The 26,676-nt window shown below is 36.7% G+C and carries 24 protein-coding genes; 7 read left to right on the top strand and 17 right to left on the bottom strand.

The annotated features are described in order from the left end of the window. Positions 1-76: 76 nt before the first annotated feature. Together MHI10_RS05725 and MHI10_RS05720 are read left to right on the top strand one after the other, a co-directional pair. Positions 77-892 (top strand): lipid II flippase Amj family protein, encoded by an 816-nt coding sequence (locus tag MHI10_RS05725; protein ID WP_340789153.1) that lies wholly within the window; start codon positions 77-79, stop codon positions 890-892. Between the two features lie 321 nt (positions 893-1,213). Continuing rightward, positions 1,214-2,449, top strand: coding sequence for an MDR family MFS transporter (locus MHI10_RS05720; RefSeq protein WP_340783741.1), 1,236 nt, complete (start codon positions 1,214-1,216; stop codon positions 2,447-2,449). Positions 2,450-2,578: 129 nt separating this feature from the next. Here the strand turns inward: MHI10_RS05720 and MHI10_RS05715 are convergent, their stop codons facing one another. The 3 genes from MHI10_RS05715 to MHI10_RS05705 form a co-directional block, all read right to left on the bottom strand. Next, a complete protein-coding gene (locus tag MHI10_RS05715; protein WP_340783740.1) occupies positions 2,579-4,495 on the bottom strand; it encodes a LamG domain-containing protein in 1,917 nt (638 codons plus the stop codon). Positions 4,496-4,641: 146 nt separating this feature from the next. Continuing rightward, a complete protein-coding gene (locus MHI10_RS05710) occupies positions 4,642-5,925 on the bottom strand; it encodes a glutathionylspermidine synthase family protein (protein WP_340783739.1) in 1,284 nt (427 codons plus the stop codon). 20 nt (positions 5,926-5,945) lie between these two features. Beyond that, complete coding sequence (locus MHI10_RS05705) at positions 5,946-6,551, bottom strand: hypothetical protein (RefSeq protein WP_340783738.1); 606 nt, start codon at positions 6,549-6,551, stop codon at positions 5,946-5,948. A gap of 344 nt (positions 6,552-6,895) precedes the next feature. On the opposite strand from MHI10_RS05705, the gene MHI10_RS05700 reads away from it, so the two are divergent. Continuing rightward, positions 6,896-7,753 carry a stalk domain-containing protein gene (locus MHI10_RS05700; protein ID WP_340783737.1) on the top strand — a complete coding sequence of 286 codons (858 nt, stop codon included), beginning with the start codon at positions 6,896-6,898 and terminating at the stop codon, positions 7,751-7,753. 196 nt (positions 7,754-7,949) lie between these two features. On the opposite strand, the gene MHI10_RS05695 is transcribed toward MHI10_RS05700, so the two are convergent. The 8 genes from MHI10_RS05695 to MHI10_RS05660 form a co-directional block, all read right to left on the bottom strand. Then, positions 7,950-8,453: a 4'-phosphopantetheinyl transferase family protein gene (locus tag MHI10_RS05695; RefSeq protein ID WP_340783736.1), complete on the bottom strand. Its 504-nt coding sequence runs from the start codon at positions 8,451-8,453 to the stop codon at positions 7,950-7,952. Positions 8,454-8,513: 60 nt separating this feature from the next. Then, positions 8,514-11,471, bottom strand: coding sequence for an amino acid adenylation domain-containing protein (locus MHI10_RS05690; RefSeq protein ID WP_340783735.1), 2,958 nt, complete (start codon positions 11,469-11,471; stop codon positions 8,514-8,516). 107 nt (positions 11,472-11,578) lie between these two features. Then, positions 11,579-13,324, bottom strand: a complete 1,746-nt coding sequence (locus MHI10_RS05685; RefSeq protein WP_340783734.1) for a methyl-accepting chemotaxis protein — start codon at positions 13,322-13,324, stop codon at positions 11,579-11,581. A 354-nt stretch (positions 13,325-13,678) separates the two neighbouring features. Further along, a complete protein-coding gene (locus MHI10_RS05680; RefSeq protein WP_340783731.1) occupies positions 13,679-14,023 on the bottom strand; it encodes an aconitate hydratase in 345 nt (114 codons plus the stop codon). Continuing rightward, positions 14,016-14,354: a YolD-like family protein gene (locus tag MHI10_RS05675; RefSeq protein ID WP_340783730.1), complete on the bottom strand. Its 339-nt coding sequence runs from the start codon at positions 14,352-14,354 to the stop codon at positions 14,016-14,018. Before MHI10_RS05675 ends, MHI10_RS05680 begins: the two co-directional genes overlap by 8 nt. Before the next feature lie 14 nt (positions 14,355-14,368). After that, entirely contained in the window at positions 14,369-15,622 is a 1,254-nt protein-coding gene (locus MHI10_RS05670) for a Y-family DNA polymerase (protein WP_340789152.1), read from the bottom strand. A gap of 232 nt (positions 15,623-15,854) precedes the next feature. After that, positions 15,855-16,742 carry a deoxyribonuclease IV gene (locus MHI10_RS05665; protein ID WP_340783727.1) on the bottom strand — a complete coding sequence of 296 codons (888 nt, stop codon included), beginning with the start codon at positions 16,740-16,742 and terminating at the stop codon, positions 15,855-15,857. A 12-nt stretch (positions 16,743-16,754) separates the two neighbouring features. Then, a complete protein-coding gene (locus MHI10_RS05660; RefSeq protein WP_340783725.1) occupies positions 16,755-18,056 on the bottom strand; it encodes a DEAD/DEAH box helicase in 1,302 nt (433 codons plus the stop codon). A gap of 179 nt (positions 18,057-18,235) precedes the next feature. Here MHI10_RS05660 and vrrA point away from each other — a divergent pair, with 179 nt between their 5' ends. Next, positions 18,236-18,955: a VrrA/YqfQ family protein gene (vrrA, locus tag MHI10_RS05655; protein WP_340783722.1), complete on the top strand. Its 720-nt coding sequence runs from the start codon at positions 18,236-18,238 to the stop codon at positions 18,953-18,955. A gap of 256 nt (positions 18,956-19,211) precedes the next feature. On the opposite strand, the gene MHI10_RS05650 is transcribed toward vrrA, so the two are convergent. Then, positions 19,212-19,961 carry an HAD hydrolase family protein gene (locus tag MHI10_RS05650; protein WP_340783720.1) on the bottom strand — a complete coding sequence of 250 codons (750 nt, stop codon included), beginning with the start codon at positions 19,959-19,961 and terminating at the stop codon, positions 19,212-19,214. Between the two features lie 120 nt (positions 19,962-20,081). On the opposite strand from MHI10_RS05650, the gene MHI10_RS05645 reads away from it, so the two are divergent. Both MHI10_RS05645 and MHI10_RS05640 read left to right on the top strand, forming a co-directional pair. Then, positions 20,082-20,600: an RNA polymerase sigma factor gene (locus tag MHI10_RS05645; RefSeq protein ID WP_340783719.1), complete on the top strand. Its 519-nt coding sequence runs from the start codon at positions 20,082-20,084 to the stop codon at positions 20,598-20,600. Next, positions 20,573-21,487 carry a sigma factor regulator N-terminal domain-containing protein gene (locus MHI10_RS05640; RefSeq protein ID WP_340783718.1) on the top strand — a complete coding sequence of 305 codons (915 nt, stop codon included), beginning with the start codon at positions 20,573-20,575 and terminating at the stop codon, positions 21,485-21,487. The genes MHI10_RS05645 and MHI10_RS05640 overlap by 28 nt, the downstream gene beginning before the upstream one ends. 295 nt (positions 21,488-21,782) lie before the next feature. Here the strand turns inward: MHI10_RS05640 and MHI10_RS05635 are convergent, their stop codons facing one another. From MHI10_RS05635 to MHI10_RS05620, 4 genes are all read right to left on the bottom strand, one after another. After that, positions 21,783-22,058, bottom strand: coding sequence for a DUF1450 domain-containing protein (locus tag MHI10_RS05635; RefSeq protein ID WP_340783716.1), 276 nt, complete (start codon positions 22,056-22,058; stop codon positions 21,783-21,785). Between the two features lie 118 nt (positions 22,059-22,176). Continuing rightward, positions 22,177-23,004 (bottom strand): DUF1835 domain-containing protein, encoded by an 828-nt coding sequence (locus tag MHI10_RS05630; protein ID WP_340783715.1) that lies wholly within the window; start codon positions 23,002-23,004, stop codon positions 22,177-22,179. A 403-nt stretch (positions 23,005-23,407) separates the two neighbouring features. Beyond that, positions 23,408-23,941 carry a hypothetical protein gene (locus MHI10_RS05625; RefSeq protein ID WP_340783714.1) on the bottom strand — a complete coding sequence of 178 codons (534 nt, stop codon included), beginning with the start codon at positions 23,939-23,941 and terminating at the stop codon, positions 23,408-23,410. Between the two features lie 288 nt (positions 23,942-24,229). Next, on the bottom strand, positions 24,230-24,724 hold the full coding sequence (locus tag MHI10_RS05620; RefSeq protein ID WP_340783713.1) for a YjdJ family protein: 495 nt from the start codon (positions 24,722-24,724) through the stop codon (positions 24,230-24,232). 225 nt (positions 24,725-24,949) lie between these two features. On the opposite strand from MHI10_RS05620, the gene MHI10_RS05615 reads away from it, so the two are divergent. After that, positions 24,950-25,918, top strand: coding sequence for a 4-hydroxy-3-methylbut-2-enyl diphosphate reductase (locus MHI10_RS05615; RefSeq protein ID WP_340783712.1), 969 nt, complete (start codon positions 24,950-24,952; stop codon positions 25,916-25,918). A 43-nt stretch (positions 25,919-25,961) separates the two neighbouring features. Here the strand turns inward: MHI10_RS05615 and MHI10_RS05610 are convergent, their stop codons facing one another. After that, complete coding sequence (locus tag MHI10_RS05610; protein WP_340783711.1) at positions 25,962-26,666, bottom strand: response regulator; 705 nt, start codon at positions 26,664-26,666, stop codon at positions 25,962-25,964. Positions 26,667-26,676: the final 10 nt, after the last annotated feature.

The raw sequence follows: 26,676 nt of genomic DNA, 5'->3' as shown, positions 1-26,676 counted from the left end.
TTCAAACAAACGAGAACTAACTTACTTCCAAATCGTCTACACTAACAACTATAAAATTATTTAGGAGTTGTTCATCATCGATTTACTTACCGATAAATTAATCATCATCGCACTTTTCATATTAATTATTCATTCCATCGAAACGTTAGCCTATGCCGTGCGTTTATCAGGTGCTCGTGTAAAGTTACTCGCATCCGCTTTATCTCTATTTAATGTAATGGTCATGGTTTCAAGGTTAGCGAATATGATGCAACAACCATTTACAGGAAGTTTAGTGGATCATGCACCGCAAGAAAATGCTTTAAGCTATGTAGAAAATCAGTTTCGCATAATTATCGGTGCAGCATCTATTGGTACCTTAATCGGGATTCTCCTTCTGCCTACTTTTATTGCCATCTTTTCTAGAGCAATCATTCATTTGGCTGAAGAGAGAGGAAACATCCCTGCTTTAATGAAAAAGGGATTGACGCTTGAATATATCAAACGTGGTATGAAGCACATTCGTAAGCCTAGTTTTGCTTTTGTAAAAGGGATTCGCGTAAAAGATATTCCCATGAAACTTTTCGTCATTAATATTTTAATTACGGCGATTTATACAACTGGGGTTCTCTCTTCTCTTTATGCGGCTTTACTCGTCCCAGAGCTTGGGACAACGGCTGCGATGGCTTCAGGATTAATCAATGGTGTCGCTACGATTCTTTTGATACTATTTATTGACCCCAAAATTTCAATTCTCGCCGATGATGTACTTAATAAAAAAGGTAGCTATTTAGATTTAAAAAGAATGTCTGTCATGATGATGGCGTCCCGATTTTTAGGTACTTTATTCGCCCAGCTGTTATTTATTCCAGGGGCGCATTATGTCGCTTGGTTTGTGAAATTGATTGCTTAACTAAAGATTATATTGCTTATTTTAATTCCCTTACTAAAAATTGTATTTAAAATCAACTTTTGGAAATAAAAAAACATGTACTTCGAGTAATTGGATCACTTGAAGTACATGTTTTTTATTTTATTTAAGGCAAGAATATTATCATTTACAGCAAAAAAGAAACAAACGTTCGTTTTATATCGCACATAAATTGAAGTTCGTCATTAGTTAACTTCCATATTATTAGTATAAAATAAATTTGAATATAAGTCTATATTTTACCAGTATGCTTTCGTAAAATTGAATTACTCGGCCGAGGAGTCTATGTATAGGGAGAAAACAATGGAAAAATACCACTGGGATGTCAATTTGAAAATTCGACTGCTAGGTGAAACGTTATTTAATTTGTTATATTGGATGTATTTCCCCTTTATCGCTGTGTATTTTAGCCAAACAATTAGTTTAACATGGGCAGGATTTTTGCTAATGATCCCCCCAATTATTAGTCTACTCTTCAATTTAATTGGTGGTTATTTAGCAGATACTTTCGGGCGTCGTCCCACAATGATTCTAGGTAGTAGCATACAAACGGGGATGTTTGCCCTATTCGCTCTATCCCCCTCACCTTGGTTGGATTATGCCGCCTTTCTTGGAATTGGTATAGGCACAGCGTTTTATAAACCTGCAAGTGATGCGATGGTGGCAGATTTAGTCGATGAATCTAATCGAAAAGAAGTGTTTGCCACTTTTATGACGATGAATAATATCGGGGCTGTCCTAGGTCCAATCATTGGGGCTATTTTATTTTTTGAATATCGTTCTCTACTATTGTGGAGCTGTACGACTGTAACACTTATTTATACAGTACTTTTATTTATTCAATTAAAAGAAACCGTACCTCAAAAAAATACGTCTGCGAAATTTTCAGCTTCTCAAGTACTCTCAACGCAATTCAAAGACTATATTGCTATGCGAAAAGACAAGGCTTTTATGTATTATATTGTCGCTGGCATTTTTTCTGTCATCGCCATTATGCAATTAGATTTATATTTAGCCATATACATTACAGAATATGTACCTTTACAAACATTATTTCATTGGAATGACTGGTTGATACAAATTGAAGGAGCAGAGGTTTTAGGCTTAATATTAGGACTAAATGGCGTATTATTTGTTCTATTTGTTTTACCAATAACGAAATGGTTAAAATCTTGGACAGATGAAAGTGTGTTTATACTATCTTGTCTTCTAGCCGGATTTGGTATGTTTGCTGTTGGATTTACAACGAATATTTGGATCCTTTTCTGCTTAACTTTTATTTTTACATTTGGAGAAATTGTAAGAGCACCAGTTATTTATAATTTTGTTAGTAAACATGCACCTACAAAAGCGAGAGCACAATATATGGGCGCTGCAAATATGCAATTTACTTTAGGGCGTTTCGTAGCACCCATTACGGTATTGTTAGCAACATGGCTATCACCTATTACTATTTTTAGTGTTATCTTACTAAGTGCCTTCATTAGTCTGGCTCTCTATAAAAGATTATTTAGTTTACCTACACCAACGATTAAATGAAGTGATTGAGTAGCCTATAAAATTATATAATCCCCACTATGTTCTTTTAAAAATCTAGTGGGGACATTGCTATTTATTAATGTTATTTCACTTCGAAAGGCGCTTATAAGGCTCCCCCTCTTCCATTCTCTACAATCCTATATCAATACCTACTGCTCTATTTTGTTCTATTTCCAAGTCCGTCAGCGCGCGATTGTATAATTTGAATGAATGTAAATAGCCATCAAACTTATATTCCGAACCAGAATAGGTTCCAAGGAAAATTTTTTGACGCCACTCAAATAGTCCAGTTGGCACAGCTACAGGAATTTTCACACCATTTACAAACACATCTGTTGTTGTACCCGCAATCCGAATCGCTATATGATTCAACGTTCCTGCTGCAAGTACGATATTTGGACTAGTACTAACTGATTTCCCTGCAACTACTTGCTTGAAATTTGGCTTGTTGTTTCCATAAATAACAAGTCGATTTCCCGAACTTGTTCCAAATAGCCAATGTCCTTCATGACTAATCGTATTATGAGTGAAAAAGAATTCAAGCGTTGTATTTGTTAAACTATTTGCATGCGGTATATCAACTCTAGATAATAACGTACTGTTAAATTTAGCTCCTTTTTCATCCACTACAATATCTTTATTAATCGCATTATGTGAGCCGATTGTTGCAGGGGCTATATTTTTCCAAGTTCCAGTGGTCAATCCTTGTTTCGCATTCCAATATCCCGCTAAACCATCCAACACAATTTTCTTTTCGATGGTTGGTGAATTGTCTATTGGATCTACTAAACGAATCCCCTTAATCCCATCAACTGTCATGATTCTTAATGGATGATCGGACGTACTGTCACTCCTTAACCATATTTGACCAACTTCCGGTTTAAGAGGATCACTTTCAACTGAATCAATGATACATGGCTTCGAAATGTCTGGGTTTTCTGGAATTTCTGGCGGAGATTCCATTACAAAATTAAAAGAATCAACTAGCTGCCCATTCCATGTTACTTTATGAATTCCCAATTCTGGATTTTCTGGACGAGCAGCATCTTGCACCCACGTTAGCTCTAACGTATTCGTTCCAATGACAGCCGTAAATACATCATCAAAACTACTGTATTTTTTTGCCGCTTTAATGACATGTTTATTCGGTTTATATAGCTCATAATAGTCTGGTTGATTAAATTTATGGTATTTTCCACGGGCCCCCCAACTATCTGTAGACATACAGTAAGTGTCTATATTCATAAGAAGAGATGCCATCATACCTGTCATAAAGTACTTTTCTTTTGTTTCATCCAGCAATTCTTTACTTACACCATCTAATGCAAATGTTTTCGTTTTGAATTTTTCATAATAACTTAATCCACCATAATCGGTTTGTGCTTTTTGGTAATAATCAATCGCCTCATACATTCTATTTTTAGGGAGGCTACCTTCAGCATATTTCACTTCTGTTTGTGTTGTATCCGAATTCCATTCATACCAAGCATTTTCGAACATGTAGTAATCATTTTCGTTTAACACAGGAAGTAATTTATTTGGGTTTCCATCAAAATTACTCAACCATGAAAGTGGCATACTTTTTGAACTAAATGCGTAATCTATTCTCCATGAATTAGCAATTACATTCATACTTAAGGTATGTATATAATTCACAATTTCATTTTGGCGTTCTCTCGTTACTCTATAATCAAATCCAAATTCATCAAGAAAAATCCCCGTACAGCCGAGAGTTTTCCATGCATATACTCTAGATTTCAGTTCATTCATCTTTAAATTAGATCCGGCACTATTATCCATGCCAATTGGGATATAGCCAAGGAACTCCATTGTAGAGTTCTTATTCAACATAGACTTTGCGATGGCAACTGCATTACTATAATCCTGATGGCTAGGATCTTGGTACCGATCTCCCCAAACAACTAAATCATATTTAGCGAATAATGTTGCACAATCCTCTACTTTATAAGTACCACTGAATGAACTTGGGTAACCATAGTATAGGCATGAATTTGTAATGGGCTTTTTTAGATTAGACGTACTCATTAATTAATGATCATCCCTTTCTCATTTACAGTTTATGCCGAATAGATATATTGCGTACACCAAAAATCCCCACTATGCTCTTTAGAAACTTAGCGAGGATTTCCATTTATGCTTTTGAGATTTTGGAATAACTAATTTTAACTTCTTTATTTCTCTGCACCTACAGCCAACCAATGTGAATCCCATTCTGTTATGTCATTGCCTACACGACAAGCAAGCCCGCAAGCTCGCCCATCTGCAACAAATGAACCAATCAGCCATTTTTTCGAATGCTTGCCATCCTTTAATGTAATATCAATGGAGGGCATTTCTATATATTGCTGATAAATATAAAGATTATCTGTATAATGCGCAAATTGAGATGCTGCTTGCTTTTCTCCATTTGCTTTATGAATTTCAATCGTATTACCTTCCCGTGAAAATACTGGCTTTTTTACATAGCCAATCCCCTCACTAACAAATGGTTCTGCGCTCATGTATGTAGGTAACATATATTTTTCAATGGCTGCACGTTCTTCAGCGGTAAATAATAACGGTTCGCCCCGGCGTTCCCAAATTAACCACAGCAGAATTTTGGATTGAAGGACATATGCTGCAGGTGAATTAATAATTGCTAATTGTTTATCTCGAACCAATTCTAGCAAGGAAATACCGATTCGAGTTAGCTCGCCGTCATCGGATACATCATCAATTAAAAATTCGAGGGGATGCGCTGGGCGATATAAAATATCAATCCGTTCCATACTCGGCGTATATAAGCCGCGCTCAATTGTAGCGGTATCTGCTTCATATATAATTAGCTGTTTAATCGGCACGTACTCAATGTCGAAAGGCAAATGCTTTAGAATATACTCGACATGCACATTTTCCTCGAAGTCTTCATGCGCCTCTTTCCCTGTTATTACAACTTTAATTGGTGCAGATGTTGGCTTTTTTAAATAGTGAATCGATGCAAATAACGCTTGCGAAAGACTTTTAATTAACATGTCAGCCCGATTCGGGTTTTCATAACCAAATTCATCGCATAAATACTGGTTCATTTCAAAAGTTTCGGTAATTAAAAATGGCGTATCTCCATTTAATTCAATCGCTTTTATCCCACCATCTTCTGTACAAATAAAGTCAAAGCGTGCCAAAACTGATTGCTGCGGTAAATAATCGAGTGAAATAAACGGAATCATTTCTTCTCGAATGCCGAGCAAAAGTAGCTGTTCCACTGATAAGTGCTTAAACTGCTTCGCTACCTTCTGAAAAATGCGCCACAAAATATTCGTTGCATAATCAATTTCGTCGATTTTTTCCTGAGTCATCGGCAAAATATCATACAAGGCATATTCCAACTCATCCACATTTGCAAAAAAATGAGGGTATTGACTGTAAAATGCGGTACGTTGCTCTGTAATTGCATTTAAGTGATTCTTTTCCTTCATATTAGTCACCTCCGTATTGCTCATGAAGAGGCTGATCCGCCACGAGAAGTACCGCCAGAACTAAAGCCTTGCTTACCACTTGAGTAAGAATTTGTTTTATTTGTATTCGAACTGCTATATCCGCCGCCACCGCCTGATGAAACGGCGGATCGATTTTCTCCGTCACGCTTATTCATTGATTTGTACATTCCACTTGCCGCTAATGCTCCCAATGAAGCGAACATTAACCCGTTAAAGAAATGTTGCGAATACAGTGGCGAATTTTCGTCTATACATTCACTTGAACCATCGTCAGACTCTTGCCATGCTCCACAGTCTCCATAATATTCGCTCTCTTCAATATGTACTAGTTCTTCATCAAAATTCGTTTCAGTGTATTCTTCTGTTAGCACTTCATTGGAATTTGTATAAGTATCTTCATGTACCACTTCAACTTCATTATCAAAGTTATTTTCGAAATCCTCTTGTACGACTTCCTCTATTTCCACTTGGTTACTAGATGATGAATCGACTTCTCTCATTTCGCTAGGATAGAAAACCGTCTCCTCAGTGCCTCCACATCCAGCTAACGTTAAGGCAGAAACAGAAGTAATAACCGTATATTTAACAAGTACTTTTTTCGTCATATGAATTCCTCCTGGTGTTTTAATGTACTCTATTTACGGTTGAGCATACGAATAAGTTTCAATTTAAGGATAATTTAGGTGGTTTTTTCAAATTGTTTAGATCAACAGGGAAATTGGCGAGGAAAACGGGATTCGACGAGTTACGGCATCAATTTGGCTAGTTTTCGATGTATTTTGGCGAGTAACGCTTGAAAATTGGCTAGTTTTAACAGGAAATTGGCTAGTTTGAGAGAAAATTTGGCTAGTTACAGCAGGGAATATGATAAACTTCATAGTAAAATCAGGTAAAATATCTAGCTTTTATGGTAATATAATATTGTTATCTTTCAGAAAGGGTGAGAAATATGAAGAAATTTTCAACGATAATATTAGTCATCATAATGTTAAGCAGCATTAGTTGGATAACGGCAAGTGCGAATACGACTGTCACTTTAGACGGTGGTAAAGTCGTCAACAATCGTACCCTCGTACCATTACGTGCGATTTTTGAAGAATTAGGCGCGACTGTTCAATGGAATCAAAAAGATAAAACAATTACAGCTAAAAAAGGGCAAACGACAATTTCGTTAAAGGTCGGCTCAAAAACAGCACAAATTAACAAAAAAGCAGTTACAATTGATGTGCCTGCGCAAGTGTATAGCGGCTCAACATTAGTACCATTACGCTTTATTAGTGAATCCTTTGGTGTAAAAACTACATGGAACGCAAAAGAAGAAACAGCAATTTTAACGGCAGGCGATAAAACAATCGTCGTAAATGCAGGCGAATTCGAGAGCGCAGTCGCACTAGAAGCAACCGACATCAAATCTTCCCCTGGTGAAATTTATAGCACGATTGGTGTCATTTCAGACGGGGCAAACGTAAATGTCACAGGTGGTGTACCAACTGGTTACGATCAAGAGGATTGGTTTAGCTATGAAAAATACGGTTGGTCGAAAGTACAATATGGGGGATTAACAGGTTGGGTTGCAACGCATCATTTATCATTCCAAAACCCGTACAGTTGGGCACCAGGCATAAAAGACACTACGTTAAACCAACTTAAAATGGAGTTTGTCGGAAAAAATGATAAATACAAACTAGTTGAAGCAGGCGCATTTAATGGGGTTGGTTCACTAGAGTTTTATGTACAATTTGATGGTGTTGGTCAGTGGTATAGAGTCGTATCGATTAACCCAAAGACGGGTTGGTATCACGGATAAGTAATTGAGCTTTTGGATCTATAGTCAACCTCTACAAAATTAGCCACAGCAATTATAAGGAATTGTTTGTTATTAGGCACGCTTTTCATCATGCATCTAGAAACGCTTATGGTAATAAGTACTCCTGTCGTTTCTAGGTGCTTTTCTTGAATTTCCTTCTCCATCCCTGCTGTTACATGCAAAATCATGTTGCTGCTCACGAGATTTGATAGAGTTCAATCGCTTCTTGATACTCGCTACATATGCTAATGCATAACCCACTTAAAAATAGAGTCGTAACATGCAAATTCATCATTTGGTAACTGTTTAATTCACACATTTTGTCACTAATTCCTTCACCACTACATTTTAAAATGGCTTCTTTTCGAGTCCAAATTTCAGAAAACAAACGGCCTTGCTGTAGTTTACTTTTTTCTTCCTTATGTAAAATCCAGCCGTATAACTTTTCATCATATGGTAAATGACTCATTTCTACGTCTACACCAATCTGACCTAATTCGCTCAATGCAATGACTAAATATTCATCGTTATGGGACCAATTGATAAATTGCTTGTCATTCAAAATAAACGGTTTACCATTTGCATTTTTTTGTATATCCATATCCCCTACTATTTTTTTCACTAAAAGGACGGACCCATTTGTCTTACGTTCACTCTTACCCACTTTCTCCAACCAATTTTTTACAATATATAGTTTCATAAACGCTCATTTCTCCCATAAAAAAAGCAAGGATATAAAAATATATCCTTACCCCATTTTTTATATGCGAACAGCTACTTTAATAAAGCCTTCTGCAATTGCATAATCAATTAATTTTCCAATATACTCTTTTTCTAATAGAGGCAATTGATTCATTCCTAGACGGTTCATCGTATTTTTACTATCGAAAACAGCATTTGAATCACTAGCACCATCTCCATCTAGCTGAGCAACACCTAAATTTTTCACTTCTTCATTCACATTTCCACTTAAAACATATTCCTCATACACTGCTTTTTCTACCATTTCTATATTTAAATCCAACTCATTTAAAATTGAAATAAAGTGTTCAAATGGAATCGGGTTCGGGTGGCATACATGATACACACGTCCTAAATGCTTGGCTGTTAGTAAAGATTTCACTACCACTTCCGCTGCAAAATCAATAGGTGTAAAGTCTACCATCCATTGTACTTTAGGTGCTTTATTTACCATGATGATTAACTTCATCATACGATAAAATGCATTTCCATCAATATTACTCTGGAAACGCCCATCGCTATAGCGCCCCGTCAAATTACCCATTCGGTAAACGAAAACTTGTTTTCCTTCTTTCGCTTTATCTAATATCCATTTTTCAGCTATCATTTTTGTATCTGTATAAACACTTTCCAAATGTAACTGTTCAGGGAATTCAGTCGCTTCCTTTAATAAATCCCACTTTCCTTCTGCTAATAAATCTTGTATAACGCCTACAGTAGAAATATGATGGAAAGTAATTTTCGTATTAAAATCGACTAATTCAAAAATATTTTTCGTCCCTTGAACATTCACTTTCTCAAAATGTTCTCGATCCCCAAAATGCCTTACATCAGCTGCTGAATGAATAATCGCATCGATTTTTAATGCTAATTGTCTAAATTCTTCTTTTGGAAGACCTAAATACTTCTTCGTCAAATCTCCATTTACAATCGTAATTTTTGTACTTAACCCTGTATTAAAATAATTGTACATCGTATCTTTTACACGGCTTTCTGCTGTTTCACCGCGCACAAGTAAAATGACATCTTTTCCTTCTTCAAGCAATTTATTCGTTATATGACTCCCTAAAAACCCTGTTGATCCCGTAACAAATACCGTCTGCGCCTCAGGTAACGCTCCATTAACAGGTATTTCCGGAAGTTCAGCTAAATATGTGAATTCACCATTAAACTGTTCTTCCACTACATTCGATGTGTTTAACACTTTATTCGCTAAATTTTCTACCGTTTTCAAGTCGAAGAAATCTTTAATTGTTAAAACTGGGTACGCTGGTTTTAAGTATGATAAAATTTCAATTACTTTTAAAGAGTGTCCACCAATTTCAAATAAATTATCAAGGACACTAATTTCATCAATTTTTAATACCTTTTTCCAAACAGCTACAATGTCTTCTTCCACTGCATTACGCGGTGCAATGAATTGTTCTGATCTCGAAAGTGATACACGTTCTGCTTCGAGTTTCTCTAAAGCTTTACGATCTACTTTACCTGTGGGCGCAAATGGAATGTCTTCTAGCTGTTGCAATTTTGTAGGGAGCATGTAACTCGGTAAGTCTATTTTCAAAGCCTCGATTATCGATGTAAGTTCAACTTGCTTATTTGAAGTGAAGAAAGCTTTTAAAATTTGGTCATCCTCTTCTTTTTCTACTACAACAACCGCATTTTCAATATCCTCTATTTCATTCATTTTTGTTTCAATTTCGGCAATTTCAATACGATGCCCACGAATTTTCACTTGAGTGTCCATTCTCGAAACAAATTCAACATTGCCGTCTTTTAATTTTTTTACAAGATCCCCAGACCGATAGACAATTCCCCCATAAAGGTGCGGGTCAAATGGGTTTTTAATAAATACTTCTTCCGTTTTTTCAGTATTATTTAAATAACCTAAAGAAATACCGACAGAAGCGATCCATAGTTCCCCTACTTCATTTTCTTCACATGCTTTTCCTTCTTCGTTCACGATATAAATTTTATTCCCTGGCAATTGCTTCCCGATTGGAACGCTGTATACATCACTTCCCAAATCTTTCGGTACTTCATATGCAGTTGCCATTACTGTAATTTCAGTTGGTCCATATAAATTAAAAAATCTCGCTTCGCCACAAAAACTCGCTTTAAACTTTCTCGCTAAATCACCCGTTAATAATTCTCCACCTACACCGACAAGTTTAACAGTGGCGAATAATTTCGAGTTTTCTTCTGTTAAATAATTGACAATTCGATTAAAGAAAACGGTTGGTAGTACTGGAATGACTGTTATTTCTTCGGTTTTCACAACATCTAAAAAATTACTTTCAGCCATTCTTTCTTCATCATCAATTAAATACAATAAAGAGCCTGTTAAGAGTGATAGAAACGTATCTAATACCGACGCATCAAAACTATAAGTAGCAAATTGTAAAATTCGATCTTGCTCATTCACTTGCCAATCTTCTTGCATGTAATGAACTAAATTCAGAATACCTTGTTGACGAATGAGCGTACCTTTTGGCTTGCCGGTAGTACCAGATGTAAAAATTGTGTAGCAAACATCATTACTATTATCCTCGACATATTTAAATGATTTTGGCTCAAAATTCGTCTTTAAATCATCAACAAGTAAAATATTCATTGAAGGATTTAACTGTAACCCTTTTATTTTCTCGAAAGAGTCCGTATTACTAATAATAAATGAAGTATTAATATCCTCAATAATGTAGTTATTTCGATCATCCGGATGCGTAGGGTCTAAAGAAACATAAACACCCCCTGCCTTTATAATGCTTAGTAATGAAATGACCGTATCAATACTTCTTTTCAAATAAATTGCAACAAAATCTCCCTTTTTAAGACCATTTGAAATTAAATAGTTCGCAATTTTATTCGATTCATTATCCAACTCCAAATAAGTTAATTGTCGATTTCGTTCTTTTAGTGCAATTGAATTTCCGTGCTGTGTAACAACTTGACTAAACTTATTTAAAATAGTTTCCATTTCATTTACGACCTCTTTCAAATACTAGTAATCAACTAATGACATCCAAATGCTACCGTCATTGATTTTCGCTTACTGATGATAGCATCTGGCTAAAAATAATCGTGCTAGTTTTTAAACTTACTTACTACCTCTTCTAATTCTTCAGAAGTACTTTTTAAATTCTCTGACATACTATTGATGTTGCTTAACGTACTTTGTTGATTTTCAACGTTATCTACAATTCCTCCATAACCATCTACAATTTCTTTAGCATTCGAAGATAATGTAATAACCATTGCAGCTGATTGTTCTACACCTGCCGAAATTTCTTCCGTTGCCAACGACACAGATTGTAATTTTGAAGTAATCTCTTTATTGAATTCATGAATTTTTGTGAACATTTCATTTGTTTTTTGAGTGGATGCTTTACCGCCATCAACACCCTTTTTAATATTTTCCATAAACGATTCCGCTTCATTTACCGCCGCGCGAACACGGCTAACAAGCTCTCGAATACTTTCCGTAGATTTAGCAGATTGCTCAGAAAGTTTTTGGACTTCTTGCGCCACTACTGCAAAGCCTTTACCATGTTCCCCTGCGCGTGCTGCTTCAATACTTGCATTTAAAGCTAATAAATTGGTCGCACTCGAAATGTCTGTAATAACGCCTAAAATTTGACCGATTTCATCGGATAATTTCACTAAATTACCGATGTTTTTATTTGAATTTTCCACATCATTCACAATCGATTCCATTCGATTGGCCACTTCATAAGTAATTTCGTTACCATTTTCTGAATAGGACGTAACTTCTTCGGCATATTTATAAACGTCTGCTACATCAGTAGCAATATTTTGAACTTGAATCGACATATCTTCCATTGAGCGAGCTGATTCTTCAATTGACGTTTCTTGCCCTTTTAAATTGGACTCCATACCATTAATAGAGTTTGTAATTTCCTCTGAAGAATCATATGTTGACTTGAATGCGTTTTCTAATCGTTTTGAATCGTCTTTCACTTTTAAAGCTGTATTCGTTACGCCATTCACCATATGACTTAAAGATGTAATCATTTCATTAAATCTTGCATTGACCGTACCTAATTCATCTCTGCCCTCTGGTAAATCCGCTACTAACTCACCTTTGCTTGCTTTATTAATTCCTGCCAATAAATAGTTTAAAGGTTTTAATTGAGACTTAACGATAAAGTACTGCATAATTATCGAAAGAATCATTAATACTGCTAATGACATAGAAGTCCATTTTAAGAGGCCTGCTTGTCCTTCCCCAACACTAGAGGCATCTACATCAATTGCATAATAGGCGATTAAATCCTTTTGTGCATTAAATATTGGGTACAAAAATGTAAGCCATGTACCGTAATCATCTTTATATATTTCTGTAAATTCTGGTTCGCCAGTCGCTTTTAAAACTTCTAAAGCTTTTACAACGATTTCAGGTTGTTCATATAAACCACCAGGCTCTAAACCTTCTCCTATAAACATTTCCCAAATGGCATCATCAAAGGCAATTAAAGACGTTTCATTTTTCTTTTCACCACTTAATTCAACTCCATAAATATAACCTTGTGCGACGGTAGGATTATACTCACTCATTTTGTTGAACATATCTGTATATTTCTTATGTACTTCACTTTGAACATTCGTATCTTGCATTAATCTTTCAACTTCGCTACCATCAATCTTTTCGTACCATGATTCAGAAATTCCTTTTGTTTGATTTCTAAGCTGATCCTTTAATAAACTTCCTTGTATAAAGTAACTGACACTTATGAGAATTACACCTACGATTAAAATACTAAAAATGGTAACTAGAATATTTTTTGTAAAGAACTTCAGGTTACTAAACATTTTATCCTCCTGTTATTTATAATTTTCTATGCACTATAACTATTTTCATATAATTACAACAATTATAAATATATCATGAATTCATCCTTTTTTTGAGTGTATATAGTTGTTTATTACTTAAATAATCTATTACTTCCATATTTTATATAGATATAATGAATCAAATAAATGATCTCTCTCATTTAAAATTGTTATAAAACACTATTTATTTACCCGTGAATTATATATCGAAATATTCAATCTAATATAAATACCCATAGCCCTATGAGCATTTCCAATTAAGTTTACTCAAGGGCTTTGTTTGGTGATTAACGGAATTAGCGTAAATAACAGTTAAATAATAGAGAGGGGAAATTATACCGAAGTCGCCTTTTGTATAAGCAATTGTTCGACTTCTGCTTTTAATACTTGATTGGCGTAACGAAGGGCTATATCTTCACCTGCCGTCGCTATAATTACGTCACTAAAATACGCATCGATTTTTATCCACCGAACAATTCGAATTCGCTTGTTCGCTAGCTGTCTTTTTTGTAAAATGTACGCCTCATTAAGTCGCTTCAACAACATATCTGTCCAGCGACTATAAAACCCATGCATCTTCAAGCCCTCTAGTTTTAAATAGTCCTGTTGAAGTGAACGTATGGCTAACTCAAGCACAATAAACTCATGCACAATCGGTCGATCATCTAAACTAATCATAGTTATCAACTACTTGTACAGCTTGAATCGTTGCAAAATCAAGCTTCTTTACAGCCGTTTCTGTTTCAACTAACAGCTGTTTTTTAGCTATTTCTAATGCTGTAATGATTCCGAATTCCATGGACCATGTTCCCTGCTTAAAAATCGAAAAAGTAATCGCTAGCCCTTGTTTGTACGCTTGTTCAATCGTTTGCTGTAGGTCTTCTAGTTCCCATTCTGTTTTTTCTTTCGGTGCTGTGTACGCTAATTCCTTTTCCCATTCATACAAACGCTGAATATGCTCTGGTAACATCATTGCCGTCCATTTTAAATTTCCTCGGTCTTTATTCATTTCCATTCACTCCTTTACGCTAAATGCCCACCGATTAATCGTTTACGTGCGATTGCCGTTCCTGATTTTGTAAACGAAACGGCACGTAAAATTGATGTTGCACCGAATCGCTCTCGTATACTGTCTACTGTATGTCCTAAAAGTAAACGCTGCTCTTTACCTGTATCAAATAAATCAAGTTGAATACTACGCTCTTGTTCTACATTGGAAATCCGTACTGACAACTGGCGCGCCGGCTCTCCAGCAAAATGTGTATCGAGCAATTCTTTACACACCTTATAAATCGTCAACGTTTCATTTGTCGGTTCCGCGATTGTTTTGGAACGGTAAAAACCTTTCGTCATCGCTGCTTTACTATAAGACAATCCAAGCGAAATCGTACGTCCTACATAACCGGCTGTACGTGTCCGCCTCGCCACATCCTCACACATTTCAAGCAGGACGACACAAATTTCGGCGCGTGTCGCGTAATTACGCATTAGCATCTGTCCTTTACCAAAACTAATTTGCTCACTAGTAATTGGCTCTTCAAAGTTCGAATAATCAATCCCGTGTGCATGATAATAGAGTTGATTGCCCATTACACCAAACCGTTGCTCAAGCGCTTCCAAGTTCATATTCGCTAAATCTCCAACCGTAAAAATCCCCATATTGTTCAAATTCACTTCCATACGACGACCGATTCCCCACATTTTAGATAGCGGGTGAACAGGCCATAATTTTTTGGGCACATCTTCATACGTCCATTGTACAAAGCCTGTCTTTTTTGCTTCTATATCGAGCGCCAACTTGGCCATTAATCGATTCGGACCTAATCCAATGGCAGAGCGAATATGAAATTGCTGAAAAATTGCTTGTTGAATCGCTTTTGCCGTTTTTTCAGGTGATCCCCAAAGTGTCTCGCACCCCGTTAAATCAATAAAGCTTTCATCAACGCTATATACATGAATCGCCTCACGTGGAACGAACTGTGCAATCAACTTTGTAATCGCCATTGACATATTTAAAAAAAACGACATTTTCGCCTCAAATAAACGGATGTCTGGATGTTTCGGAATTTCATAAAGACGATTGCCTGTTTTAATACGAAATTGTTCTTTCATAGGCGGGGATGCAGCTAATACGATACTTCCAGGCTGCTTGAAATTACCAATGACTGCAATCGGTACTTTCATGACATCCAGACCTTCCAACACCGCTATACAACTTGCATAAAAGCACCGCATGTCAATACAAATAATTGAACGATTCGGCAGTGGATGATTCATCATAAAAGCACCTCCTTACAAAACGTATGTTCTTGTTTTTATTTTAAGAACAATTGTTCGTTTTTACAAGTGTTAATTTTATCCTCTATGGGGTAAATCAACACCTAATTTCCGTAACTTTACAAGCCGATTTAGTCATTTTACTTATTCGCTTTCAAAGCAACGTAAAAAGGGTCTATCAAGATAACTTGATAGACCCTTTTTGCTAATTATTTAAAATCCCCAATCAAAGTTACCCACGCATTGCGTCGATTAGTTCTGGTTGGAACTTGCCCTCTCGCAGCATCGCGATTTCTACTTTATAAGGCGCTTGCTTATTTTTCGCGTCTGTCCCTACAAATGGCGTTTCTAAAATTTTCGGTACATGCATTAACTGCGGGTGATGCACAATATATTTCAATGCTTCAAAACCAAGCTCACCAAAACCAATATTTTCGTGACGGTCTTTCCCAGCACCACGCACGTTTTTGGAATCATTAATGTGTAGTACTTTTAATCGATCTAAGCCAATAATTTTGTCGAATTCATTTAAAACACCATCAAAATCATTCACGACATCATAGCCTGCATCATGTGTATGACATGTATCGAAACAAACAGATAAACGTTCATTATTCGTTACACCATCAAAAATACGCGCAAGCTCTTCAAAATTGCGACCAATTTCCGTACCTTTGCCAGCCATTGTTTCCAGTGCAATTTGAACCGGATAATCTTGTGAAAGCACTTCATTTAACCCTTCCACAATTCGCGCAATCCCAGCATCTACTCCTGCACCGACATGCGCACCTGGATGCAACACAATTTGTTTTGCTTCTAGTGCGGCTGTACGTTTAATTTCTTCTTGCAGGAAATTGACACCGAGCTCAAACGTTTCGGGTTTTGTCGTATTTCCTAGATTAATAATATACGGCGCGTGGACGATAATATTGCTCATGCCATGTTCTTGCATATGCATAAGACCTTTTGCAATATTCAATTCTTCAATTGGCTTACGACGCGTATTTTGCGGCGCACCTGTATAAATCATGAATGTATTCGCTCCGTAAGAAAGTGCCTCTTCACTTGCTCCAAGTAACATTTTCTTACCGCTCATAGATACGTGAGAACCTAGCAACATCAATATTTCCCCCTATTTATTTGTACGACGTTTAATACGACGTTCACGTTTTTTAACTTTTTCCATTTCCCATCGCATATTACGTTTATAGCCTGGTTTTACCTTTTTCGGTTTACGAACAAGAGCAATCGCTTTTTGGTCAATTTCGTCGATTTGCTTCACACGGTTTTTACGTGAGTGACGCTCTTTCAACTCAGTCCATTCACCATTTTTCACGTCTTTTTGTACGAATGGAATGCCCATTTTCTCGATACGAACAATTGCATCCTCATCTTCTGGTTGGAACAATGTAATCGCTGTTCCTTTTGTGCCAGCACGAGCAGTACGACCTACACGGTGAACGAAAAACTCTAAGTCTTCTGGAAGCTCATAGTTAATCACGTGTGAAATCCCTTGAATATCAATACCGCGCGCAGCAAGATCTGTCGCTACGATGTATTGGAATTCTAAATCACGAACTTGTTTCATCATTTTTTTACGGTCACGTGGCGATAAATCACCATGAATTTGTCCTACACGAATGCCTTGCTCTGCTAAAAATGTCGCAACAGACTCAGCATTTTTACGTGTATTACAAAATACGACTGCTAAAAATGGATTAATTCCCTTCATGACATCTAATAAACGTGCATTACGTGATTTCGAACGTACAGGTACTAATACAAAATCAATACCTTCTGCAACTGGGCGTTTATCATTCATATGAACATGCGTAGGTGCATCCATATATTTTTTTAAGAAAGGCTTTAATTTTTCTGGAATTGTTGCTGAAAACACGAACATTTCTAGCTTATCTGGCATGCTTGAAGCAAAACCATCAATTTCCTCAATGAAGCCCATGTCAAAGGCTAAATCTGCCTCATCAACAACTAAAATTGGTGCAGTGTGTACAAGTAAGGCATTTTCTTTTACTAAATCGCGAATACGACCTGGTGTACCTACAACAATTTGGGGTTGTGTTTTTAATCGGTCAATTGAACGTTGTTTGTCCGTTCCGCCGATAAATAATTTAGAAGTAATTTCCGTACCTTCTGTTAACTGGTTTAACGCATCAAAAATTTGTTGCGCAAGCTCACGTGTTGGCGATGTGATAACGGCTTGCACCTCTTGTTTTTCCTCTTGAATACGTTGCACAATTGGTAATAAAAAACTATGTGTTTTCCCTGTACCTGTATGTGCTTGTCCAATCGCACTTTTTCCCTTTAGTACGAGTGGAATAATTTCTTTTTGAATCGGTGTCGGCTCTGTAAATCCAAGCTTTGCAATGGCGTCCTGCAAAAATGGCTTGAAATTATAATCAGTATATTTTGACATGTTTATTCACTCCTAACATCTGTCCTATTGTACCATGTTTCGTACATTTAAGTGACCATCTGCATATCATAACGATAAATAGTTTTGTCGTCAAACAGGAATGAGGGAATAGGGGAAAAAAATGAAAATTAATTGTCGATTTTAGCAAAATTATGCTGAATTAAAGAAGGGAGTTTATTATGCGTCCTCCATATTATTATCCATCTGGTTTTATGATGAACCCAATGCAAATGCCGATGCGTTATCCTATGTATTCACCTTATCAAATGCGAGGTTCGATGTTTTCACAAATGCCGATGCCGAGACAAATACCGTTCCAAGCCCCAAGAGCCGGGTTGGCAGATGCTGGATTAGCCGGGGCTGGATTAGCGGGTGCAGCAGGTTTGGCTGGGGCAGCGGGCGCAGCTGGAGAAGCAGGTATAGCAGGCGCAGCTGCAGCTGGCGGTACCCCACGCTTAGAAGGTTTTTTAGCGGGCGCAAATTCATTATTTTCAAATGCCCAAAAATTTACACCGTACGTTCAACAAGCTGCTCCAATGTTCAAAAATCTTCCTGCATTGTGGAGAATGTATAAAGGTTTTAAAGGTGAGCCGGATACATCTGCCGACTTGGCAAGAGAAATATTTGAGTCGACAGCCATTACCCCAACAGAACAACGTGGGAATCAAAGACCCCCATCCGCGCCAACAGGACAACGAGATAACCAAGGACCACCATCTGCACAAACAGGACAACGAGGTAACCAAAGACCACCATCTGCACAAACAGGACAGCGAGGTAACCAAAGACCACCATCTTCTCCACCAACAGGACAGCAAGAAAATCAAAGACCCCCATCCGCACCAGCAACTCCACGCCCTTCTGTACCGAGGATCTTTCAACCACCCTTTGATTTTTAACCTTTAAATCGGGCATTTCTCGATACAAGTAGTTACTATATCGAAAATTCGATGCCCCTTACCCGCATGATTGTTTGCGGCTATCCGTTTGAATGGCTCTATCCGTCACTTTTGTGATTCTATCCAACACTTTTGAAGTTTTATCCGTCACTTTTAACTTTTTATCCACCACTTCATCAATTCACCAATAATTTCACATATAAAAGGGACTGTCACAAAAGAGGAAATTCTTTCGTGACAGTCCCTATGTTTTGAACTAGTTGGCGAAAATTGGCTTTCTCTCCCACTGTTTTGCAAGTTGCTCAATTTTATGTGCGACTTCCTTTTGCGCTACCCGTTCAGTTGCATGATCCCCTACTTCATGCTCCCCAACACAAACGCTATGCTGTGCTTGTTGGAACATTAATACATCATTCACATCATTGCCAAAAGCGATGTATTTTTGGACGCCTAAACGACTTAAACCTTTTACTTTATTTAAATCATTCGAGCAAATGTCGATAATTTTTTCCTCGGTATATTCAAAAATCGTAACAGGTAATGTATGTACATATTCCTTAACATGAGACGGCGGATCAAATAATAATACTTTTGAAAAGCCATTTAATTGCTCAATCGCTAAACGCTTTGCTTTTTTCTCGCTATTTATGCCACGGTACATCGGATGGTCCTCGCTGCCCGAATACGCATAATCCCAATCACTGTCTGCTAAATACGATAATTGATGTTGCGCAATTAGCTCCATAAGTTGCGTTTGAATCGCTGCGTCTAAAAACTCCACCTCGATTTTACCCTCAACAAATGTAAAGGCCCCATTGCTACCAATCATACGACATGAATGAAAATCCTTTGGTATGACCGGTAACATATCCCGAATTGGACGAGCCGACGCAAAAATAATTTCGTGTCCTAGCTCCTCACAAAATTTCAATGCCGCTGTTATTTCCTGATCAAGCGGTTGCCCTTGAAAGCAAAGCGTTCCATCTAAATCAAATACAAAAATCATTTCCTCACCTCTACCGACTATTGTAACGAACTTTCAGTACAATAGGGGAAAGAAAAGTTGGACATCTGTGTATACATTTTTCAAACCTCATTCGTTGTATAAGTATAAGGAGGACAAAACATGAAAAAAGAAGATCAATTTACCTCCTACCTTATTGAAATAGGAGAGGAAGTGTTTCGGTTGTTACGCGCAAAAGGAGCGTCAAAAGAGGATGCGGAGGACATTATTCAAAATACCTTTTATAAAATTTATACATTGCTCGATACATTAAACGATGCAACGATTCGCCCATGGTTTTTCCGCGTTGCATTAAATGAATATATCGATTTCAAACGCAAGAAGGAACACCAAAATATCCATTTTTCAAAAGAAATTCATACAAAATTGCAGCATTGTGAAGATGATTTTGACGCGATTTTTAATAAAGATGAGATTTTCTTTTTGTTGAAAGATGTGAAAAAGGAATATACGGAAATTTTCCTTTTAAAATATTATTACGAATTTTCATATGACGAAATCGCACAACTTTTAGGTATTCAAAGTGATAGTGTGAAGCAAAAATTATATCGCGCACGAAAATCAATTCAAACACAGGCAGGAGAGAAAAAATCATGGATAAAACGATTCAAAAAGCATTAAGAAAGGCAAAATGGAAGCAATTGCTCAAAATCAGCCTTATTTCAATGATTGCTGGATTTATTTTACTTATTAGCTTTTATAAAGTCGGCAATCATTTTGCAGCGAAAAGTACAGCTCGGCTACATGAAACGTTATTTTTACACAATGCCGTAGCGGAGCCAAACGTTCAAATTAACTCCCAGGTGACGAGCAATCGATCAATGTTTGGGGGCAATATTATTACGAACCGCTCCAAAAATGTGAATGGTTACTTAGTTCCGTGGAGCACGCTGACAAGTTCATATGGATGGATTCGAATTGGAATTGATCATAATGAACTTACCCCTGGCTTCCGTTTAGCTGGAAAAAACTCTTATGAATACGATAAACAAACGAAGCAAAAAGTAGCAACGTTTTACCATCCTTCTATTATAGAGTATTATGACGGCGTTCAAAATGAATTGGCCGAAGTCGCACAGCTTGAAAATCATGTAGCAGAGGTGGCGGTTTCGTTTAATGGACCACTGACAACCGATGAAATTTCCGAGCTCATTCCAGAAGATAGCTTCAATATCGACTGGCTATATATGACTTCAACTGTTGGGGATGAAAGCATGGGACCTTTAGGAATGCCTGTTTACGGCTTTAGCCCAGGTGAATTTAATGAAAATATGTACGACGATTTTATTGAAAGTTTAAGACAATATGATAACAATAATAGCATCGAAGAAATTCAAGAGTTTATTATTGAAAACGACGGGAAAAACTTCCGCGACGTAAAAGTACTGGGCGTCATGTTAACAGGGCGTTCAGAAAGCTTCAAGAAATTAGTAGACGCGCCATTTATTCGTGGTGCATCTGTTGGGGTTACAGCTCCAATCGTTCCTTATATTCAACCGACGAAATAATGAAAAGGCCTGTTACTCCAAAACTTTATGGAGTGACAGGCTTTTCATTATTTATATTTCTTCACCAAAACATGCGCTTGTTTAGGATTCTTCAATGGATTTCCCCATTTCCCGCTGTAACTAGCCAAATTTTTATGTAAACTAGCCACTAACTCGTTTAAACTAGCCATTCTTCAAGCGTTACTCGCCAAAATACATCGAAAACTAGCCGAATTTATGCAGTTACTAGCCAAACCATATTTAACTAGCCAATTTAACGCATTAACTAGCCAAGTTTAATGTTGCACCTAATTTTTTAAACTGAATTTTCCTCAAGCTCCTGCTGCACGTTTCGAAGCAATGCATCTGCATCATCTGCGAGCACTATTTCACCATTAACAATCGCAAATAAATGGCATTCACAAATTTCGCAATTTGATGTACAGCCGGTTTCCGTAATTTCTACATCATCCCGTTCGATGAGCACATCATACGCATCGACAGCGCCTAATGATAAGTTCGTCATACAAAATTCGAGTTGATTTTTAAGTACTTTTCCCTCTTTTTTCTTTTTAAAAAATGAAAAAACCATGCGATTTCCCCCATTATGTATAGTTTTCCTAATTCTGATTATACACAATGATTCATTCGAATGATTCTAGTACGCCTAAATCTACTCATATATCATGCTAAAGTATGAACACTTTCACTTATACCTCATTCAATTTCACTTCATACTGACGAATTTTACGTAAGTCCCCTTTAGACTGGAAGAAACCTTGCTCGATTAATTTGTGTACGCGGTAGTTAATCCAGGAATCAGAAATATTATGCTCCGTTTCACCTAACACTAGCCCGATTAAACGGACTGCACGAAGCCATGTTCTTTCATCCTGCTCTTCATGAAGCATTTTTGCTGTCTTAATAATAAAAGCATCATCGCGGTTTTCATCCTCATAATGCATTTCCCCGTGCCGCCAAGTACGTACAGCACATTCATTTGATAATAACTGTTCCGCTTCTTTTTGATAAGTAGCGAACAGCTCATCCGCCATACGTTCGATCCATTCGTTTTCTATAAACTTCTTCATTTCCTCCGAGCTTATTTCACCTGAATAACGAATTTCACACCATGTATCCCTACCTTTACAAGATTCAAGAACATTGAAATACGTATTACATACATAGCACGTGACCTTTTTCCTTGCGAGCAGTTTCGTAACAAAACGTAAACCAAACTGTTCTGCAGCATTTTCACATGTCCAAATAATGATTTTCGAACCTTCTGCTATTTGTTCTACTTGCTGAAGTCCCGTTTCAAATAATTGTTGATACCGCTCAATATCCTCCGCGTCAAATAAATAATGATCTTTAAGCCATTGCAACCGATTTTTTAAACCCATTTCGGTATGAATATCTTTAATAGGCCCTTCACCTAAAAGTCCTGGGAAAGCAATAATTGATTCTTTCCTCCCTTTCATTGCGAAGCGCAAAGATCCATAGGCAGATTCACCAAAAATAATATGTATCGTTTGCATGCGTTCCCCTCCAACTTATTAGTTCTTCTAGTTTAGCATGAAGCTTTTCCAATTTCAGTAAGTTACAAGCGTGGTTAATGTAGCTTTTGAATAAAATTCGATGAAAAGTAAGTTAAAAACGCTGATTTATAACGTTAAGGAATCCGCTGTATATGCAAGAATTTATTCAAAATATGATCCAAAGCAATCTCTTTTAAACAGCATCGATAGCGCTGTTGTATCTAAGTTCAAACGCTAGTACATAAAAAAATGTATATGAATGAAATATAGAAAAACACTTAAAACGTTGGTATGACAGCATTTTAAGTGTTTTACGGTGTCCCCAAACTTTGATTTGGGGACGTTATTTGAATAACCCATGTATGAAGCATAACGTTCCAATAGGCTCTATTAAAGAACGATTTTAAATAGTTAGCCTTAAATAATATAGTTTCACATCTTTTAATAAAGTACTCAAATCAATAGAAGCATCAATGGAAATATATAATGAAATAATAATTGCTAACACAATCACAATCGCACCATCTTTTAGTGTTTTTCTATCCTTCTTATAAAGATAAAATGAAATTACTGCAACAATTAAAAAGTATGTTAGCCATGTGACTAGTTTTGAAAGTTTTAATTTACTGTCATTTACAGCCATCATAAAGTTGCCTAATTCATCTTCATTGTCGATACTTTCTTCGATAGTAGTTATATCTCCTTTGTAACCAATCTTCCAAGAGTATGAATTTTCCTCTTTGATTACGGTGTACTCATAGCCTATAACTTTTCTTTCACTAATAATTCCTGAATATTCTTGTGTATCTTCTTGACCTTGAGTACAAGCAGATAATATTAAAGCCATAAAGAATAATGCTATCAGAACAAACTTTTTTATAAGACTTCTCTCCCTTACACAAGGCAATTTTTTAATTAATTCTATAGTGTGGTTCATGTATTCTTCTTTATTACTATGATAGTTCCCAAAGCGTCGTTGGTAACTATTCTTTTCTTAGCGTTGTAAACAGCTTAAATCTGACGTGACCACATAATAGATAAAATCATTTTTATATACATCTGAATCAACAAAGTAATTACTACTGCTTCATAAATCACTTGTAATTTTATTAACATATTTAACAATTATTAGACGGAACCCTTTTTGAATTATTTAGTGTAACAAAAAACTCGCCCCACAGCTAATGGATCAAGTTTTTAGTTCCCAACTTTTTGTCTTTCAACATCAATCTGAAAAGGTTTTTGCATCAACCGATTTTCTCATTTTAGAATATTTCAAGTATCCGAAAACTGTAACAGCTATACTAATAAGACCAATAAATAAGGTAATCCAGAAAATCATTCTTCCTCCTACTGTCGAAGAATTAAAAACAAAGCTACCAAATAGTAGTATGACACAACTTATTAACCCCCAAAAAATAAGTCCCCATTTTGGTTGATATGTTATTAAGTAATGACCGGCTACAATGTAAATATAAAATATACTTATTAACATGATCACAGGAAATAGCGGCTGAAATTTAGCAGCATAAATAAAATAATCCAGCTGATTAATATCATGACCATTCACAATTTCAATGTTAAACAAATTTGAAAATGGTGTAGAATATTTCCATTCCCAATTGATATCTGTTATTGCGCTCCCTTCGTACCATGCGAAAAATGTTGATATTGTTAAAATAAAAAGTCCTATTATTATGTGCAACATATACCTAAACATTTTTACCCCCTAATTTCATCCATTTATTACAAAGACGTATTAAGATACTTTTTGTTTCCAAGTTTCATAATACAATTAACCAAAATTACGAATTGAAACTCCCCCATGTGACAACGCTCCCAATCCCCCTACAACTCTATCAACCTCCCCCCAGCAACGATATTTTGAATTAAACTTCTGAGTCGGCTATAATGGACGTACTGAGCTTTGAGAGGGGTTTGCATAATGAAAGTTATTAAAATTAATCCACGCGGCTATTGTTATGGGGTAGTTGATGCAATGGTTATTGCACGCAATGCTGCGCTTGATACATCCTTACCAAGACCAATCTACATTTTAGGTATGATTGTGCATAATAAACATGTAACCGATGCATTTGAACAAGATGGCATCATTACGCTTGATGGCGAAAATCGTAAAGAGATTATTGAACAGGTAACAGAAGGAACAGTCATTTTCACTGCACATGGAGTTTCACCTGAAATTCGTGAAATCGCGCGACGTAAAGGGCTTGTATCTATTGATGCGACTTGCCCAGATGTTACTGTGACGCATGATTTAATTCGTGAAAAAACGGCAGAGGGCTATGACATTATTTACATCGGTAAAAAAGGACATCCAGAGCCTGAGGGAGCAATTGGTGTTGCACCCGACCATGTTCACCTTGTGCAATCAATGAAAGATATTGAAAATCTACAATTTGAGAACGAAAAAATATTAGTTACGAACCAAACGACAATGAGCCAATGGGATGTTTCCTTCTTAATGGACAGCTTAAAGGAAAAATTCCCTCATGTGGAAGTGCATAAAGAAATTTGTTTAGCAACACAAGTTCGTCAAGAGGCCGTTGCTGAACAGGCTGGCGTTTCTGATTTATTAATCGTTGTAGGCGATCCAAAATCAAATAACTCCAATCGCCTTACACAAGTTTCGGTTGAAATTGCAGGCACACCATCGTACCGCATTTCGGATATTTCTGAAATTAAGTTAGAGTGGCTAGAAAATGTTGAAACGATTGCCGTTACAGCAGGCGCATCTACACCAACACCTATTGTGAAAGAAGTTATTGCATTTTTAGAGAAATTTGATAAAAATGATCCCGCAACACATGAAATCGTTCGCTCGGTAACACTCGACAAAATTCTACCAAAAATTAAAACACCAAAACCAGTCGAAAAAATACTACCTTACTAAACATAAAAGCAGTAGCACATTCAAATACGTGCTACTGCCTTTTTCATTCTTCAAAAAAATATTGATTTACAGGTCGCCCTACACTTCCGTACTGAATATCGACATGGATCATCTGATTTTTCTCCATATAATCCAAATAGCGTCTTGCGGTTACTCTTGCGACACCGATGCCCGCTGCCACATCATCCGCTGACGCACCATTGTTTGATTGCTTTAAGTACTGTAAAACTTTCGCTAACGTAGCTCGGTTAAATCCTTTTGGAAGTTCTTGTGAAAAGGGCTGTACAGATTCTGGCTCCGAATTTGCCTGCTTTGTTTGCCCCATCATTTCATCCAATTCTTGCTGATTTACTTCTTCTACGGCTCCCATCTTCTCTTTGAACAAGCGATAATTTAGCAATGTTTGCTCCATCCGTTCAAATGTAAAGGGCTTCATAATATAATCATACACACCTAAATGGAGAATTTGCTGTATTGTTTGCACATCATTCGCTGCTGTTACCGTAATACAATCAACTTCTAAATTTTGATGACGAATTTGGCGCAATGACTCTACGCCATCCTGTTCTGGCATAAAAATATCCATCAAAACTAAATCTGGTGATAGCTCTTTAATTTTTTCAATTCCTTTAATCCCATTTGGCGCCATATCAATCACTTCAAAACCGTCCACACGTTCAATAAATTGACGATTTACCTCACGTACCATCGGATCATCTTCTACTAGCAATACCTGGATTGTTTTCACAATAAAAATC

It is taken from the genome of Solibacillus sp. FSL K6-1523, assembly GCF_038005225.1.
In the GTDB taxonomy this organism is placed as follows: domain Bacteria; phylum Bacillota; class Bacilli; order Bacillales_A; family Planococcaceae; genus Solibacillus.
The sequence above is the reverse complement of the archived record's forward strand: the minus strand, read 5'-3'. Positions and strand labels throughout refer to the sequence as shown.